The organism is bacterium endosymbiont of Pedicinus badii, from assembly GCF_002075085.1.
Lineage (GTDB): Bacteria > Pseudomonadota > Gammaproteobacteria > Enterobacterales > Enterobacteriaceae > PRUG.
In genome coordinates this window covers 168,082-183,497 of sequence record NZ_LKAS01000001.1, presented here as the reverse complement: position 1 = coordinate 183,497, position 15,416 = coordinate 168,082, and the positions used below count along the sequence as shown (strand labels likewise).

Sequence of the window (15,416 nt, the reverse complement as noted above, 5' to 3'; positions counted from 1 at the left end):
AAGTATTTTTAAATTGTGCAAACTTCATCGCAATTGTTACTCTTTTTTAAAATATTTTCTATATCATTTTGCGCATCATTCATTCCATCTCTAGTATTATGATAATATAGAGTTTTGATTCCAAACTTATAGGCGACTAGTAAATCTCTTATCATTTCTTTCATAGGAACCTTTTTATTTGGATATTTATTAGGATCATAATTCGTATTTGCAGAAATTGATTGATCAATAAATTTTTGCATAATACTAACTAAGTATATATATCCTAAATTATTTGGCATATTCCATAAAAATTCATAAGAATCTTTTAATTTTTTAGATTCTGGAACAACTTGTCGTAGAATTCCATCTTTAGATGCTTTAATACTTACTAAACCTCTAGGAGGTTCAATTCCGTTCGTCGCATTAGAAATTTGAGAAGAAGTTTCAGAAGGCATAAGAGCAGAAACAGTAGAATTTCTTAATCCATATTTTTTTATTTCTTTTCTTAATTTTTCCCAATTGTATTGTAGAGGTTCATTTATAATACTATCAACTTCTCTTTTATAACTATCAATAGGAAGTATTCCTTTTGCATATGTTGTTTCTTCAAATAAATTACAATTTCCGTATTCTTTAGCTAAATTACAGGATGCTTTAAGTAGATAATATTGCATAGCTTCAAAAGTTTTATGTGTAAGACAATATGCACTCCCATCTGAATACTTAACTCCATTCTTTGCCAAATAGTAAGCAAAATTAGTAACTCCTATTCCTAACGTTCTTCTATTTATAGCACTTTTTCTGGCAGCCAAAATTGGATATTCTTGGTAATCTAATAGAGTATCTAAAGCTCTTACTAGTAAATTTGAAAGTTCTTTAAAGTCTTCTAAGCTATTTATTTTTCCTAAATTGAATGCTCCCAAAGTACATAATGCTATTTCTCCATTTTCATCGTATATGTCTTCTAAAGGTTTAGTAGGAAGAGTAATTTCTAAACATAAATTAGACTGTTTTATTGGAGCAAATTTTGGATTAAATGCACTATGCGTGTTGCAATGATCTACATTTTGTATATAAATTCTTCCTGTTGATGCTCTTTCTTGCATCATTAAAGAAAATAGATCTATTGCACTAATTTGTTTTTTTCTTATTTCTTTATTTCTTTCATATTTTTTATACAATCTATTAAATTTTTTTTGGTCTGAAAAAAAAGATTCGTACAATCCTGGTACATCAGAAGGACTAAACAAAGTAATTTTTTTTCCATTTATTAATCTTTTATACATTAATTTATTGATTTGTACTCCATAATCTATATGTCTAACCCTATTTTCTTCTATTCCCCTATTATTTTTTAAAACTAACAAATTCTCTACTTCTAAATGCCAAATTGGATAAAATAGAGTAGCAGCACCTCCTCTCACTCCTCCTTGAGAGCAAGATTTAACAGAACTTTGAAAATATTTAAAAAATGGTATACAACCTGTATGAAATGCTTCTCCTTTTCTTATTTCACTTCCTATAGCTCTTATTCTTCCTGCATTTATTCCTATTCCAGCTCTTTGAGAGACATATTTAATAATTGCATGAGAAGTTGCACTAATGGAATTTAAACTATCACCACACTCAATTAATATACAAGAACTAAATTGTCTAGTTGGTGTTCTCACTCCTGACATAATTGGAGTAGGCAAAGATATTCTAAAAGTAGATATTGCATCATAAAACTTTTTTATATATTCTAATCTAATTTTTGTATCATACTTAGAAAATAAACAAGCGGAAACTAAAATATATAAAAATTGTGGACTTTCGTATAACTCTTCGGTAACTCTATTTTGCACTAAGTACTTTTTTTCCATTTGTTTTACGGCTGCATAAGAAAATTGCATATCTCTTGTATGATCTAAAAATTTTTCCATTTCTTCAAATTCTTTTTTAGTAAAGTCTTCTAAAAGATGTTTATCGTATTTACCATTTTTAACCATATTTTTTACATGTCTGTATAATTTTGGAGGATGAAAAGTACCATAAGCTTTTTTTCTTAAATAAAAAATTAATAGTCTTGCAGCTAAATATTGATAATCAGGATTTTCTGAAGAAATCAAATTGGCAGAAGATTTTATTATAATTTTGTGAATTTTATTTGTTTTTATACAATTATAAAATTGTGTATAAGATTGTGTTTCTATTTTTTTAATCGAAATTTTTTCTAATCCTTTTGCTGCTATCTTAATTATTTTTCTTATTTTTTCAAAACTAATGTTTTCTTTTTTTCCGTTTTTTTTAATTACTGTCAAAATTTCTTTCATTTAAATTCTTACCTTTACAATACAATTTTATCTTTAATTAAATTAATTTTTTAGATACAGAAATTTTAAGAAATGGAACAGTTTTTGAAATACAGATGATACTTTATTTAAATTTTTTAGTATGTAAAATATAGTTAGTATCTATTCTATTACAAAAATAGAATTTTTTTTTAAAAAAATTGTATTTCATACCTAATATTTCCATTTCATGTAATCTAGTCTCATCAATAAATCGTAGTAATTCATTTGGACGTATAAAATTTTTGAATTGATGTGTTTTTTTTGGAATAATTTGTAAAATATATTCTGCAAAAAATATGATATATAAAAGAGACTTATAGTTTCTATTAATCGTAGAAAAAAATACAGATCCATTTTTTTTAACTAATTTAGAGCAAATACGTACAATACTTTTAGGATTTTTTACATGCTCTAACATTTCCATACAAGTAACGATATCGTATTTTTTTTTACAAAAATTTTTGTATTTGTATATATCGGAATTAATATACTTGATATCTAGTCCATATTCCATTGCATGTTTTTGAGCTTCCAAAATAGATTTTTTAGAAATATCTACACCTGTTACTATCGCCCCCATTTTTGCCATACTCTCCGATAGTATACCCCCTCCGCATCCAATATCTAGTATCTTTTTTGCAAATATTCCATTGGATTTTAGTAAAATATATTTCAGTCTAATTTTGTTCATTTTATGCAAAAAAGAAAAAATTCCGTTTTTTTCCCACCAATCTTTATGAAATAGATCAAATTCATTTTTGTAATTTTTTTTTTGCATTTTATCTATAAATTTTTATTAAATACTTTTATTATATTTTTTTATATAAAAAATGGTATACTTTTTTAAAATCTAATAAAAGATTTTGTTTTTTAAAAAGGAAAATGTATGAGTGATTTTGCAAAGGAAATTACTTTAGTAAATATAGAAAAGGAACTCAAAAAATCTTACCTAAATTATGCAATGTCTGTAATTATAGGAAGAGCTCTTCCGGATGCCAGAGATGGATTAAAACCAGTACATAGAAGAATACTGTATGCAATGTACACAATAAAAAATTTTTGGAATAGACCTTATAAAAAATCTGCAAGAATAGTAGGAGACGTAATAGGAAAGTATCATCCTCATGGAGATTCTGCTGTTTACGAAACAATAGTAAGAATGGCTCAAAATTTTTCTTTAAGATATACTCTAATAGATGGTCAAGGAAATTTTGGATCAATAGATGGAGATTCTGCTGCTGCTATGCGTTATACAGAAGTTCGTATGACAAAAATTGCGCAAGAAATGCTATCAGATATAGAAAAAAATACAGTGAATTTTTCTTTGAATTATGACGAATCAGAAAAAATTCCAGAAATTTTTCCTAATAAAATTCCTAACCTTTTAATAAACGGATCTTCTGGAATTGCTGTGGGAATGGCTACTAATATTCCTCCTCACAATATTACGGAAGTTATCGACGCTTGTTTAGCATATATAGAAGATGAAAATATTAGTACAAAAAAAATTATGAAGTATATTAAAGGACCAGATTTTCCTACAGCTGCTATAATAAATGGAAAAATTGGTATAAAAACAGCATACAAGACTGGAAAAGGAAAAATTATAATAAGAGCAAAAGCAAAAATTGAAAAGAAAAAAAATGGAAGAGAGAAAATAATAATTTCTCAAATTCCTTACCAAGTAAATAAATCAAATCTATTAGAAAAAATCTCTTTTCTAGTAAAAGAAAAAAAAATTGAAGGAATTAGTAATTTTAGGGATGAATCTGATAGAGAAGGAATGCGAATTGTGATAGAAACTAAAAAAGGGTTTATAGGAAAAATTGTGCTAAATAATTTGTACTCTATGACACAATTGCAAACTTCTTTTGGTATTAATATGGTTGCCTTACATAAAGGAAAACCAAAATTACTTTCTCTAAAAAAAATTCTTTCTATTTTTTTAGAACACAGAAAAGAAGTAGTTTATAGAAAAACAATTTTTGAACTAAAAAAAGAGAAAAAAAAACTCCATACTCTACAAGGTATTATTATAGCTGTTCTAAATTTAGAAAAAATTATTAGTATAATTAAAAATTCTTCTAATGTTCAAGAAGCAAAAAAAAATTTAAAAGAAATTTTTATTCTTCATCAATCATTAAAAAATAAAAAGTATAAAAATATAAGAGAGTTTAAAAATAAGGAAAAATATTATTTTAGTAAAAAGCAAATTGAAGAAATACTAAATTTAAAATTGCAAAAATTGACAAATTTGGAAATTAATAAAGTATTTCAAGAGTACGAAAAAACTGAAAAATACATAAAAAATCTTACAAAAATAAAAGAAAACTCTAATACTTTAGTAAAAGTTATTAAAAAAGAACTAGTAAAAATAAGAAATGAATACAAAGATTTTAGAAAAACAAAAATTATAGAAAATTCTTCTTCTATTTGTATAGAAGACTTAATTAATAAAAAAAATGTAGTAATTACTTTGTCTTATCATGGATACGTAAAGTATCAACCTCTTAAAGACTATCAAGCACAACATAGAGGAGGAAAAGGAAAATTTGCTACAAAAATTAAAGAAAAAGATTTTATAGATTGCTTACTAATTGCAAATACTCACGATAAAATTTTACTTTTTTCTAGTCAAGGAAAAATATATTGGATGCATGTTTATCAACTTCCTGAGGCAAAGAGGGGATCAAAAGGAAAACCTATTGTAAATATACTACCATTACAAGAAAAAGAAAGAATAACTGCAATATTATCAATTAAAAAGTATAATTTTTCTAATTATGTTGTTATGGCAACATCTAAAGGAATTATAAAAAAAACTTCTTTAAATTCATTTAGTAGACCAAGAGAAAAAGGAATTATTGCAATTAATCTAGATAAGAATGATCAATTAATAGGAGTAGACATAACAGATGGTAATAAAGAAATTATGTTATTTTCTTCTAAAGGTAAAGTAGTAAGATTTCAGGAAAAACAAGTTAGAAGCACAGGAAGAAATGCTAGAGGTGTAATAGGGATAAATCTATCTAAAGAAGATAAAGTAGTTTCTTTAATTATTCCTAAACAGAAAGGAGATATTTTAACTGTCACACAAAATGGATATGGAAAACGTACAAAAACAGAAGAATATCCTGTAAAATCTAGAGCTACACAAGGAGTTGTTTCTATTAAAACAGATTTAAGAAACGGAAAAGTAGTTAAAGCAGTACAAGTTGATTCTAATGATCAAGTAATGATAATTACAAATTCTGGGAAGATAGTTAGAATTCGAGTATCTGAAGTAAGTTTGATAAAAAGAAATACAAAAGGTGTTCTTTTAATAAGAAAAAATAAAAAAGAAAAAGTTGTAGATTTGCAAAGAACAATTGATTAAATATTATTTAGATTTTTTTTAGTTTACTTGAAATAATTTTATTCATTTAGTATTATTTTATTTCAAATAAAATCGTCTTTTCTTAAAAAAATTTAAAACAGTTTTCTAAATTCTAGTAATTAAATACTATTAGAGGCTCAAAATGAAATGGAGTTATTATTTTTTTGCAACTTTCTTAATTATATTTTCTAGTCAATTGCAAGCAATGAGAATATATAATAAAGAAGGTAATAAAATAGATGTTTATGGAAAAATGGAAGTAAAAAATGTTGTATCAGATAGTTTTTTAAATAAAGGAGATAAATCTTTTATAGAATACGGAGTAAAAGGTGAAACTCAGATATCAGATCAAATTTACGGATTTTTTAAGATAGAAAGCAAAATAAAAATTAGACAAGATCAAAAAACCACTAATAATCTTGGCTTAGGATTTATCGGAGTAGATTTTGGTGAAATGGGTTCTATAGATTATGGTAGAAATTATGGTGTTTTATACGAAATTAATAGTTGGACAAGTTCTATATTAGAAAATAATACTGTTTTTCCAGATAATTTTTTATCACATAAAGCAAATAGCGTACTAACATACAGAAATAAAAATTTTTTTGGTAATGTTAATGGATTAAATTTTGTTTTACAATACCAAGGAAAAAATGTTACTAAATCAGATATAAAAGATCCTAAAGTAGAGAATGGTCAAGGATTTGGAACTTTAGTATACTACGATTTTGATAATGGAATTTCTACAGGTGCTTCTTATACAAATCATAAAAAAACAAAACTTCAAAAAAGTTTATCAGAATATGAAAAGTATTTAGGAGATTCTAAAAAAAATGCGCAATCCTATGCTTTAGGAATTAAGTACGATATAAATTCTCTATACTTATCTGCTTTATACAAAGAAACTAGAAATATGTCTACATTTGGTGACTTTGATGAAGATGAAAAAAAAGAAAATTTATTTGGATTTCCAGAAAAAATTAAAAATATTGAATTAGTTGCACAGTATAATTTTGGTTTTGGATTTTGTCCTTCTATAGGATATTCGCAATCTAGCTTGTATGATAAAAAAGCTAAAATTCATAACCATTTTATAGAAAAATATTTAGAACTATGTGCTAAATACAATTTTAATAAGAATGTTTCTACATTTTTCGACTGTAAAATAAATCTTTTGAAAAAAAATAAAAAAGATGCTGAAGAAAAAATTAAATCTAATTTATTAGATATTAATAAAGATAATAAATTTTCAATCGGTATCAAGTACAGCTTTTAATTTTTAATTTTAAAAAGTTATCACATATTATTTGTGATAACTTTTATTTTATAATTTTGAATTCTATATGCATGATTTTTTCTTTAAAAGGATGCCATTGTATATACTGAATTTTTACTTTTCTTACAGTATTTTCAATATACAAATTTATAGTGTTTTTATAGAAATTTTCTTTTTTTTTGGCATTTATAATATCTTTATTTTTTAGAAATACAGAAATGGATTTTTTATTTTTTTCGTACAAAACAGCTGGAATTAAATTGTCTTTTCTTATTTTCTTACTATTCAATTTTCCTAACAATTTTCTAATTTTTGCCTGTATAGTTAACATAATATTTACCAATATTTACAATTTTCATTTCTTTTAAAATGTTCATTATAAAATCTTTTTTAAGAAAATCAAATTCAAAAAATTTATTTATACAAATGAGAAAACTATGAATAGCATAATAAAAAAAATAAAAAATATACTTGTAAAAAAAAAATTAGAAAATCCAATCTTAAAAAAAAAGACTAACTTTTTAAAGTCACAAAAAAAAATACAAAATTGTATAGAAAAAATTCTCATTTATCTTAATTTAGATAGCAAAAATTCAAATATTATTGATACTCCTAAAAGAATTTCTAGTATGTTGATTAAAGAAATATTTTCTGGATTATATTATGAAAATTTTCCAAAAATTAGTTTTATAAAAAATACTATTCAAGTTGAAGAGATGATAAAAATCTTTAATATTTCTTTTACTAGCTTTTGTGAACATCATTTTTTAATAACAGAAGGAAAAGCATTCATTGCATATTTTCCAAATAGAAAAATTTTAGGTATTTCTACAGTAAATAAAATTGTCAATTTTTTTGCAAAAAGACCTCAAATTCAAGAAAGAATGACTAAACAAATTGCTATTTGCTTACAGACTCTATTACAAATAGAGGATGTAGCAGTATTAATTCAGGCTAAACATTTTTGCGCACAAATAAGAAAAATGGAAAATCAAAAAAATTATGTAATTACTTCAAATTTTTGTGGAAAATTTGAGAAAAGCTATTCTATAAAAAAAGAATTTTATAAATTTATAAATGTAAAATTTTATTAATTTCTTATATTTTTATATGATTATGTTTTTTATTTCTTCTAAAGAAATTCTTTTTAAAATTTTTTTGAATTTTTTAATTTTATGTGAAATAAGAATAAAGTCTATATTATTCCAATTTATTGAAAAATTTAGAAATTCAGAAGATTTTTTTGCTAATTTTGGAACTATAGGAGATAAATAAGTTACAATTATTTTATACATATTTATTCCAGTAGAACAAACATTGTGCATTTTTTCCTTATTTTTTATTTTCCAAGGTGTCATTTTATCTATATAATGATTAGCTTTTCTTGCCAACTTAATAATTGCTCTTACGGCTAGATCATTTCTTCTGCTAATAAAAAAATTTTCTATCATATTTTTCTGATATAAAAATTCTCCTAATTGTTTGCTATCTATTTTTTTAGATAAAAATCCAGAAAATTCTTTCTGTATAATTTTTTCACATCTAGAAGCTAAATTTGCTATTTTATTAACTAAATCAGAATTTACTTTGTTTCTAAAATCTAAAATTTCTAAATTAATGTCATCAAATTTATTCGATAATTTTGAAGCAAAATAGTATCTGATATAATCAGAATCTAAAAATTGCAGATATTTTTTAACAGTAATAAAGTTATTCTTAGATTTTGACATTTTTTTTCCATTAATTTTTAGATGTCCATGAACAAAAATAGCATTTGGAATCCTAAAATTTATGCTATTTAAAATAGCTATCCAAAATATTCCGTGAAAATATATGATATCCTTTCCTATAAAATGAAATAACATGGTATCGTATTTGTATTTTCTTTTCCAAAATTTTTCAAATTTTAAATTTTTTTTAGACTTACAAAAAATTTTAAAAGCGCTTATATAAGTGATTAAAGCATCAAACCAAACATAAAAGTACTTTTTAGAGTTTGGAATTCTAAAACCAAAATATGGGCTATTTCTAGAAATATTCCAAGATTTCAGTTTTTTTGGGAACCATTCAATTAATTTTAAAAAAATACTTTCTTCTAATTCTATTGATTTTATAGAATTTATAAGATTTTTTTTAATTTTTGAAAGGTCTAAAAAATAGTGCTTAGACTTTTTTTTTATTGGAACAGTATTAGAAATTTTTGAAATAGGGTTAATTAAGTCAACAGCTTCGTAATGTTCTCCACAAAATTCACAATTATCTCCATTTTGATTATTTGTAAAGCATTTTGGACAAGTTCCAGTTATAAATCTATCAGATAAAAAAATTTTTTCTTTTTTATCATAAAGTTGAAGTACCATTTTTGAATAAATAAGATCACTTTTTAGTAATTTTTTATATACAGATACTACAAATTTTTTATTTTCTAAACTATTTGAAGAACAAAAATGATCGTATTTAATATCGAAATTCAAAAGGTCCTTTTTATGTTCTATATGTACTTTTTTTATTAAATTTTCAGGAGAAATATTCAGTTTTTTTGAATTTATTAAAGTAGCAGTTCCATGAGTATCTTCTGCACAAATAAAATATATCTTTTTTCCAATCATTTTTTGAAATCTCACCCAAATATCTGCTTGTACATGTTCTAAAATGTGTCCTAAATGTATAGGTCCATTTATGTATGGAAGAGCACAAGTAACTAATATTTTTTTATTATTTTTTCTTTTCATGCTATATTTATTTTATAATATTTCTAATAGACTATTTTATAATAAATCATAAATAAAATACTATTATAATTAAGATGTTTTTATGCGATAAAGAAATAGAAAAATGGATTGAAAATAAAAAAATACTAATTTTCCCTAAAGTTTCTAAAAATAGAATAAACGGAGCTTCACTAGATTTAACTTTAGACAATCGTTTTAGAATATTTTCAAAATCTTATAAAACAGGATTTATAGATTGTACAGTACGAAACAAAAAAAATTATACTCATTTAAAAGAAACCATGAGTAAAGAGATTATAATAAAAAATAATAAAAAATTTTTTTTGCATCCAAAAAATTTAGTTTTAGCTACAACTACAGAAACACTTTCTTTACCAGAAAATTTATTGGGATTTTTTAATGGAAGATCTTCTTTAGCTAGAATTGGACTAATTGTGCATGCAACAGCACAATTTATCGATCCAGGATGGAATGGAAAAATAGTTTTAGAACTATATAACTTAGGAGAATTGCCTATAGCACTTAAAAAAGGAATAATAATAGGTTCTGTGTTTTTTTCTTTACTAAATGAGAATTCAGTTAGACCCTATAATATTAAGAAAAATGCTAAGTATAAAAATCAAAGTAGTACACTAATTAGTAAAATTAATAAAGATACTTTTTAATAAATGAGAAAATTTTATGAATGATATTGGTATTATTGGAATGGGAATAATGGGAAAAAGCATTTCCTTAAATTTTGCAAGAAATGGATATAAGACTGCTATTTTTAATAGATCTATAGAAAAAGTGAAAAATATTTCAGAAAAAAATATATATCCTTATTTAAATCTACAGGAATTTATAAAGTCTTTAAAAAAACCAAGAATTATATTAATAATCGTGACTTCCGGTAAACCAGTAGATAGCATTATAAATTCTTTGCTTTCTTACTTAGAAGAAAAAGACATCATAATGGATGGAGGTAATTCGTACTACATTGATAGTATTAGAAGAGAAAAAAATCTAAAAAAAAAAGGAATAAATTTTTTTGGAGTTGGAATTTCTGGAGGAAAATTAGGAGCTTTATACGGTCCTTCTATTATGGTTGATGGAAATCAATCCTCTTATCATTATATTCGATTTATGCTAGAAAAAATTTCTGCAAAATATAAAGAAGAAAAATGCGTAGGATATTTTAAATATGCAGGAACAGGTCATTATATAAAAATGATACATAATTCTATTGAGTATGCATTTATGCAATTAATAGCAGAATCTTATGAAATTCTAAAAAGAATGCTGTTTTTTAGTAATAAAAAAATATCGAAAGTTTTTTTTGAATGGAATAAAGGAGAATTAGAAAGCTATTTGATAGAGATATGCATTAATATTTTTCGAAAAAAAGAAAATAAAGATTCTTATTTGATTGATAAGATTTCTGAAAGAGCAAATAACAATAAAACAGGATCTTGGGCTTGTAAAAGTGCTTTAGATTTAGAAGAATTTTTTAGCGTTCCTTCGGAAGCTATTTTTTTTAGGTATATATCAAAAAACAGAAAAATTCATAAATACCTTATGCAAGAAAATTTTGGACCAAAATTTTCAAATAAAGAAATTAAAAAAAATAAAAAAAGTATTTTGTATTCTTTGAAAAAGAGTCTTTATGTTTCTGCAATTATTTCGTATCATCAAGGATTTTCTTTATTACAAAAAGCTTCTAAATTTTATGGATGGAACATTGAAATAGAGAAAGTTTTAAAAATTTTTCTTTCTGGATGCATCATTCGCTCAAAAATACTAGAAAAATTCTTATCTTTTTATAAAGAATTAAAAAAAATGAATAAAAAAGAAATTTTGTACTCTAAAAAATTCTTAAATACTTTAATAGAAAACCAAAAATATCTTAGAAATACGGTAGTTCTATGTGCCAAATTTGGACTAGCAGTACCTTGTTTTTATAGTTCTTTATCTTATTATGATATTTTAAGAAGCGAAAAATTACCTACAAACTTAATTCAGGCGCAAAGAAATTACTTTGGTTTGCATAAATATACAAGATCAGATAAAAAAGGATATTTTTCGGATTTTTGGTAAGTTTTAATTCTCCTCTGACTGGATTCGAACCAGTGACATACGGATTAACAGTCCGTCGTTCTTCCAACTGAACTACAGAGGAATTCTTAATTCTACTACACAAATATCAGTTTAGTCAAATAAAAAAATTGCATAAGGAGAGATGCCAGAGAGGTTGATTGGAACGATTTCGAAAATCGTTAAGGAGATAAATCTTCTTCCAGGGTTCGAATCCCTGTCTCTCCGAAAAATATAGTACGGTGAGAGAGGGATTCGAACCCTCGATACGTTATTAACGTATACACGCTTTCCAGGCATGTTCTTTAAGCCTCTCAGACATCTCACCTCTTTCTTATATTATATACTATAAAAATAACTAAATAAAATTACAAATATGAATTTAATAAAAAAAATCTTACAGATTAGCATTACAATATTATTTTCTAGGATTTCTGGTTTTGTAAGAGATGTGTGTATTGCTAATTATTTTGGTACTACTCCTGAAATAGGGATTTTTTTTATTGCTTTTAAAATACCAAATTTTTTAAGAAAGATTTTTGCGGAAGGAGCTTTTTTTCAAGCATTTTTTCCTATTTTTATAGAATACAAAAAAAATAACTCTCACAAAAAAACAAAAAAATTTTTTTCTCTCATTTTTGGATGGCTATTACTCATTTTAGTTATTATTAGTATAACAGGTGTTATTTTTTCTTCTGTATTTTTATTTTTATTAGCTCCTGGAATACTATTTATATATAAACAATATTTTGATTTAGCTAATAATTTAATAAAAATAGTATTTCCTTATTTGGTATTTATTTCTTTATCTTGTTTATTTAATATAGCATTGTATGCTTGGAAAAAACTTTTTATTCCAGTAATTTCTCCTTTTTTTTTAAACTTTAGCATTGTATGCTTCATACTTTTTTTCTATCCTTTTCATTTAGGAGAGGAGACAATTTTTTTATCCTTTTCTGTTCTATTTGGAGGAATTTTACAGTGCTTATACCAAATTCCTTTTTTAAAAAAAATAGACATGCTAGTTTTTCCTAAAATAGAATTTCATAAAGATGCATTTTTAGTATTTCAAAAAACTTGTTCTGGTATACTAGTTTCTATAGTACCACAAATTTCTTACATTACTAGTACAATTATTTTTTCTTTTTTAGTACCTAATTCAATTTCATGGATCTATTATACAGAAAGAATTATAGAAATACCTTGTGGTATTCTATGTTATGCTATAACAGTAATATTATTGCCGTATCTATCTAGACTTATACAAAAAAAAAACTACAGTAAATACTATAAAACTATACAAAATAGCATCAAAATAGGAGCTATTTGTACAATTCCTGTATCAATTGCAGTATTTACTCTTTCATTTCCTATAGTAGTTTGTTTTTTTCAATATGGAAAATTTTCTTATTTCGATTCTTTTATAGTATCAAAATTTTTGAAAATTGCTTCCATAGGAATATTTTTCACAATAGTATATAAAATACTTCTTTTAGGATTTATTTCTAGAAAAGACTTTAAAACTCCAATTCAAGCATCTTTTTATACCATGATTTTTTCACAATTGACAAATCTACTTTTGGTTTATTTTTTAAAACAAGAAGGTATGTTTATTTCTTTAATTTTTTCTAACGTATTTAATTGTGTATTTCTTTTTTTTAGAATGAAAAAAAAAAGTATTTTTTCCATAAAAAATTATCAAAAAACTTTGATTAAAATATTTTTTTCAAGTTTATTTATGGTATTTTTTTTGAAATTTTTTCTTTCATATTTTATTTTTTTTGAAAATTTTGAAACAAAAAAAAAGTTTTTTTACTTATTTTCCGCAATTTTTTTGGGAATTTTTGTATATTTTTCAGTTTTTTCAATTTTTGAAATAAACTATAAAAATTTTAGAAACTAAATCTCTTTTACTGTTTTTATTCCTAAAAAATTTAAGCATAATTTTATAATTTTTGCAGATAAGTAAGATAGATGCAATCTACTGATTTTTTTATTTTTTTTACTGTTCATTATATTAAATTTTTCGTAAAAAATGGAGAATAGTAAGGCTATTTTGTACAAATATTCGCATAAAATATTCGGCATTTTAAATTTTTGTAAAATAGAAAGAGTTTCTCCTAATCTAAGTATTTGAATAGCCAGTTTCTTTTCTTCTATAGAAGAAATAATAATTTTTTTTTTCTTTTCTTTGTAAGAAAAATACTTATTTTTTTTTAATAGAGATAGTATTCTACAGTAAGTATATTGTATGTAAAGCACTGTATTTCCTTTGAATTTTAGCATATTATCAAAATTGAAAACATAATCTAACTTCCTATTCTTAGAAAGTTCGAAATATTTGATTGATCCAATTCCTAATACTTGTGATAATTTTTCTAATTTTTCTTTTTGAATACCGGAATTTCTTGCAAAAATAACTTTTTTTGTATCTTTTATAAAACGATTAATAATTCCTTTTAAATTGACTGTTTTTCCAGATCTTGTTTTAAAAGGTTTTCTTTTGCTATTTAAAATCATACCAAAATTATAATGCTGTAAAATCAAATTTTTTGGAACAAAACTTGCTTTTCTACAAATCTCCCAACTTTGCATAAGATGCTGTTTTTGTCTAGTATCAATACAGTATATAATTTTCTTGGGAAGAAATTTTTTGTATCTGTACTTTAAACAAGCAATTTCTGTAGCCGCGTAAAGATACAATCCATTTTTTTTTAAGATAACTCCCATATTTTTATTATCTCTATTCTTAAAATTTTTTAAAAAAACAACTATTTTGTTATTTTTGTTATTTGCTATTTTTTTGTATTTTAATTTTTCTATAACTTTTTTTATAGTAGTATTGTAAAAACTTTCTCCTAAATTATTTTTTAATGAAAGTTTAATATCTAAAAGGTTATAAATTTTTTGATTTTCTTTAATTGATACATTAGTAATTCTTTTCCATATATCTGTACATAATTTATCTTTATTTTGTAATTTAAAGGCACAATTTTCTGCAAAATAAGAAAATTCTTTATCTTTTTCATACATTTTTCTAGCTTTTTTGTATACTGCATCTAAAAAAAGTATATTTTCGTACTTTTTTATTTTATATTTTATTATATAAGCTATTAGAATTCCAAAATTTATTCCCCAATCCCCTAAATGATTAATCCTAATTACTTTATTTCCTAAAAAAGAAAAAACTCTTGCAAAACAATCTCCTATTATAGTAGACCTTATATGTCCAATATGCATACTTTTTGCTAAATTAGGAGAAGAATAATCTAAAATTATTTTTGAATTTTTTGTTTTATAAAAACAAAAGTTTTTTTTTTTGAAAAAAATTAGTAATAATCTCTCAATCCATTTCGTATTTAAAAAAAGATTTATAAATCCTAATTTAGTCATTTCAATTTTTGAAAAAATTTTATTTTTTTTTAGACAAAAAATAAAGCATTGAGATAAATAAGAAACTTCAATATCATTTTTTTTAGCAATATTTATAATTCCATTTATTTGATAGTCTCCAAACTTTTCATTTTCTGAAGTTTTTAAACGTATTAGAGAAATTCCTACAATTTTCATTTTTTGTAGTATTATACTAATTTTCTTTAGTACTATAGAGTGTATGTCCAATTTTACCTCTTAAAATAAAAAAT

The 15,416-nt window shown here is 23.6% G+C and carries 11 protein-coding genes and 3 tRNA genes; 7 read left to right on the top strand and 7 right to left on the bottom strand.

The genetic code is table 11. The annotated features are described in order from the left end of the window. Positions 1-8 precede the first annotated feature (8 nt). Positions 9-2,294 (bottom strand): class 1a ribonucleoside-diphosphate reductase subunit alpha, encoded by a 2,286-nt coding sequence (gene nrdA / locus AOQ89_RS00970; protein ID WP_080872461.1) that lies wholly within the window; start codon positions 2,292-2,294, stop codon positions 9-11. 103 nt (positions 2,295-2,397) lie between these two features. Continuing rightward, the gene (gene ubiG, locus AOQ89_RS00965) at positions 2,398-3,093 is read right to left on the bottom strand and encodes a bifunctional 2-polyprenyl-6-hydroxyphenol methylase/3-demethylubiquinol 3-O-methyltransferase UbiG (protein WP_080872459.1); all 696 of its coding nucleotides are present in this window, start codon (positions 3,091-3,093) and stop codon (positions 2,398-2,400) included. 108 nt (positions 3,094-3,201) lie between these two features. On the opposite strand from ubiG, the gene gyrA reads away from it, so the two are divergent. Then, a complete protein-coding gene (gyrA, locus tag AOQ89_RS00960) occupies positions 3,202-5,691 on the top strand; it encodes a DNA gyrase subunit A (protein WP_080872457.1) in 2,490 nt (829 codons plus the stop codon). Positions 5,692-5,833: 142 nt separating this feature from the next. After that, a complete protein-coding gene (locus AOQ89_RS00955; protein ID WP_080872456.1) occupies positions 5,834-6,967 on the top strand; it encodes a porin in 1,134 nt (377 codons plus the stop codon). 43 nt (positions 6,968-7,010) lie between these two features. Here AOQ89_RS00955 and rplY read toward each other — a convergent pair whose 3' ends face one another. Then, on the bottom strand, positions 7,011-7,298 hold the full coding sequence (rplY, locus tag AOQ89_RS00950) for a 50S ribosomal protein L25 (RefSeq protein WP_080872454.1): 288 nt from the start codon (positions 7,296-7,298) through the stop codon (positions 7,011-7,013). A 106-nt stretch (positions 7,299-7,404) separates the two neighbouring features. On the opposite strand from rplY, the gene folE reads away from it, so the two are divergent. Next, positions 7,405-8,061, top strand: a complete 657-nt coding sequence (gene folE / locus AOQ89_RS00945) for a GTP cyclohydrolase I FolE (RefSeq protein ID WP_080872452.1) — start codon at positions 7,405-7,407, stop codon at positions 8,059-8,061. Positions 8,062-8,073: 12 nt separating this feature from the next. On the opposite strand, the gene metG is transcribed toward folE, so the two are convergent. Then, positions 8,074-9,699: a methionine--tRNA ligase gene (gene metG / locus AOQ89_RS00940; RefSeq protein WP_080872450.1), complete on the bottom strand. Its 1,626-nt coding sequence runs from the start codon at positions 9,697-9,699 to the stop codon at positions 8,074-8,076. 74 nt (positions 9,700-9,773) lie between these two features. Here metG and dcd point away from each other — a divergent pair, with 74 nt between their 5' ends. Together dcd and gndA are read left to right on the top strand one after the other, a co-directional pair. Continuing rightward, positions 9,774-10,364 (top strand): dCTP deaminase, encoded by a 591-nt coding sequence (gene dcd / locus AOQ89_RS00935; protein ID WP_080872448.1) that lies wholly within the window; start codon positions 9,774-9,776, stop codon positions 10,362-10,364. A gap of 16 nt (positions 10,365-10,380) precedes the next feature. Further along, entirely contained in the window at positions 10,381-11,775 is a 1,395-nt protein-coding gene (gene gndA, locus AOQ89_RS00930) for an NADP-dependent phosphogluconate dehydrogenase (protein WP_080872446.1), read from the top strand. A gap of 9 nt (positions 11,776-11,784) precedes the next feature. Here gndA and AOQ89_RS00925 read toward each other — a convergent pair. Beyond that, positions 11,785-11,857: transfer RNA gene (locus AOQ89_RS00925), tRNA-Asn, on the bottom strand. Positions 11,858-11,911: 54 nt separating this feature from the next. Between AOQ89_RS00925 and AOQ89_RS03020 the strand changes: the two genes are divergently transcribed. Further along, positions 11,912-12,000, top strand: a tRNA-Ser gene (locus AOQ89_RS03020). Positions 12,001-12,012: 12 nt separating this feature from the next. On the opposite strand, the gene AOQ89_RS00920 is transcribed toward AOQ89_RS03020, so the two are convergent. Then, positions 12,013-12,100, bottom strand: a tRNA-Ser gene (locus AOQ89_RS00920). 48 nt (positions 12,101-12,148) lie between these two features. Here AOQ89_RS00920 and murJ point away from each other — a divergent pair. Next, complete coding sequence (murJ, locus tag AOQ89_RS00915; RefSeq protein WP_080872444.1) at positions 12,149-13,675, top strand: murein biosynthesis integral membrane protein MurJ; 1,527 nt, start codon at positions 12,149-12,151, stop codon at positions 13,673-13,675. On the opposite strand, the gene argS is transcribed toward murJ, so the two are convergent. Further along, on the bottom strand, positions 13,672-15,393 hold the full coding sequence (gene argS, locus AOQ89_RS00910; protein ID WP_080872443.1) for an arginine--tRNA ligase: 1,722 nt from the start codon (positions 15,391-15,393) through the stop codon (positions 13,672-13,674). The genes murJ and argS overlap by 4 nt on opposite strands. Positions 15,394-15,416 lie beyond the last annotated feature (23 nt).

What these genes read in the sequence shown, in the direction of transcription:
- ubiG (WP_080872459.1), bottom strand. Translation starts at nt 3,093, where the DNA reads ATGCAAAAAAAAAATTACAAAAATGAATTTGATCTATTTCATAAAGAT.
- AOQ89_RS00955 (WP_080872456.1), top strand. Translation starts at nt 5,834, where the DNA reads ATGAAATGGAGTTATTATTTTTTTGCAACTTTCTTAATTATATTTTCT.
- gndA (WP_080872446.1), top strand. Translation starts at nt 10,381, where the DNA reads ATGAATGATATTGGTATTATTGGAATGGGAATAATGGGAAAAAGCATT.
- gyrA (WP_080872457.1), top strand. Translation starts at nt 3,202, where the DNA reads ATGAGTGATTTTGCAAAGGAAATTACTTTAGTAAATATAGAAAAGGAA.
- murJ (WP_080872444.1), top strand. Translation starts at nt 12,149, where the DNA reads ATGAATTTAATAAAAAAAATCTTACAGATTAGCATTACAATATTATTT.
- nrdA (WP_080872461.1), bottom strand. Translation starts at nt 2,294, where the DNA reads ATGAAAGAAATTTTGACAGTAATTAAAAAAAACGGAAAAAAAGAAAAC.
- metG (WP_080872450.1), bottom strand. Translation starts at nt 9,699, where the DNA reads ATGAAAAGAAAAAATAATAAAAAAATATTAGTTACTTGTGCTCTTCCA.
- dcd (WP_080872448.1), top strand. Translation starts at nt 9,774, where the DNA reads ATGTTTTTATGCGATAAAGAAATAGAAAAATGGATTGAAAATAAAAAA.
- folE (WP_080872452.1), top strand. Translation starts at nt 7,405, where the DNA reads ATGAATAGCATAATAAAAAAAATAAAAAATATACTTGTAAAAAAAAAA.
- rplY (WP_080872454.1), bottom strand. Translation starts at nt 7,298, where the DNA reads ATGTTAACTATACAGGCAAAAATTAGAAAATTGTTAGGAAAATTGAAT.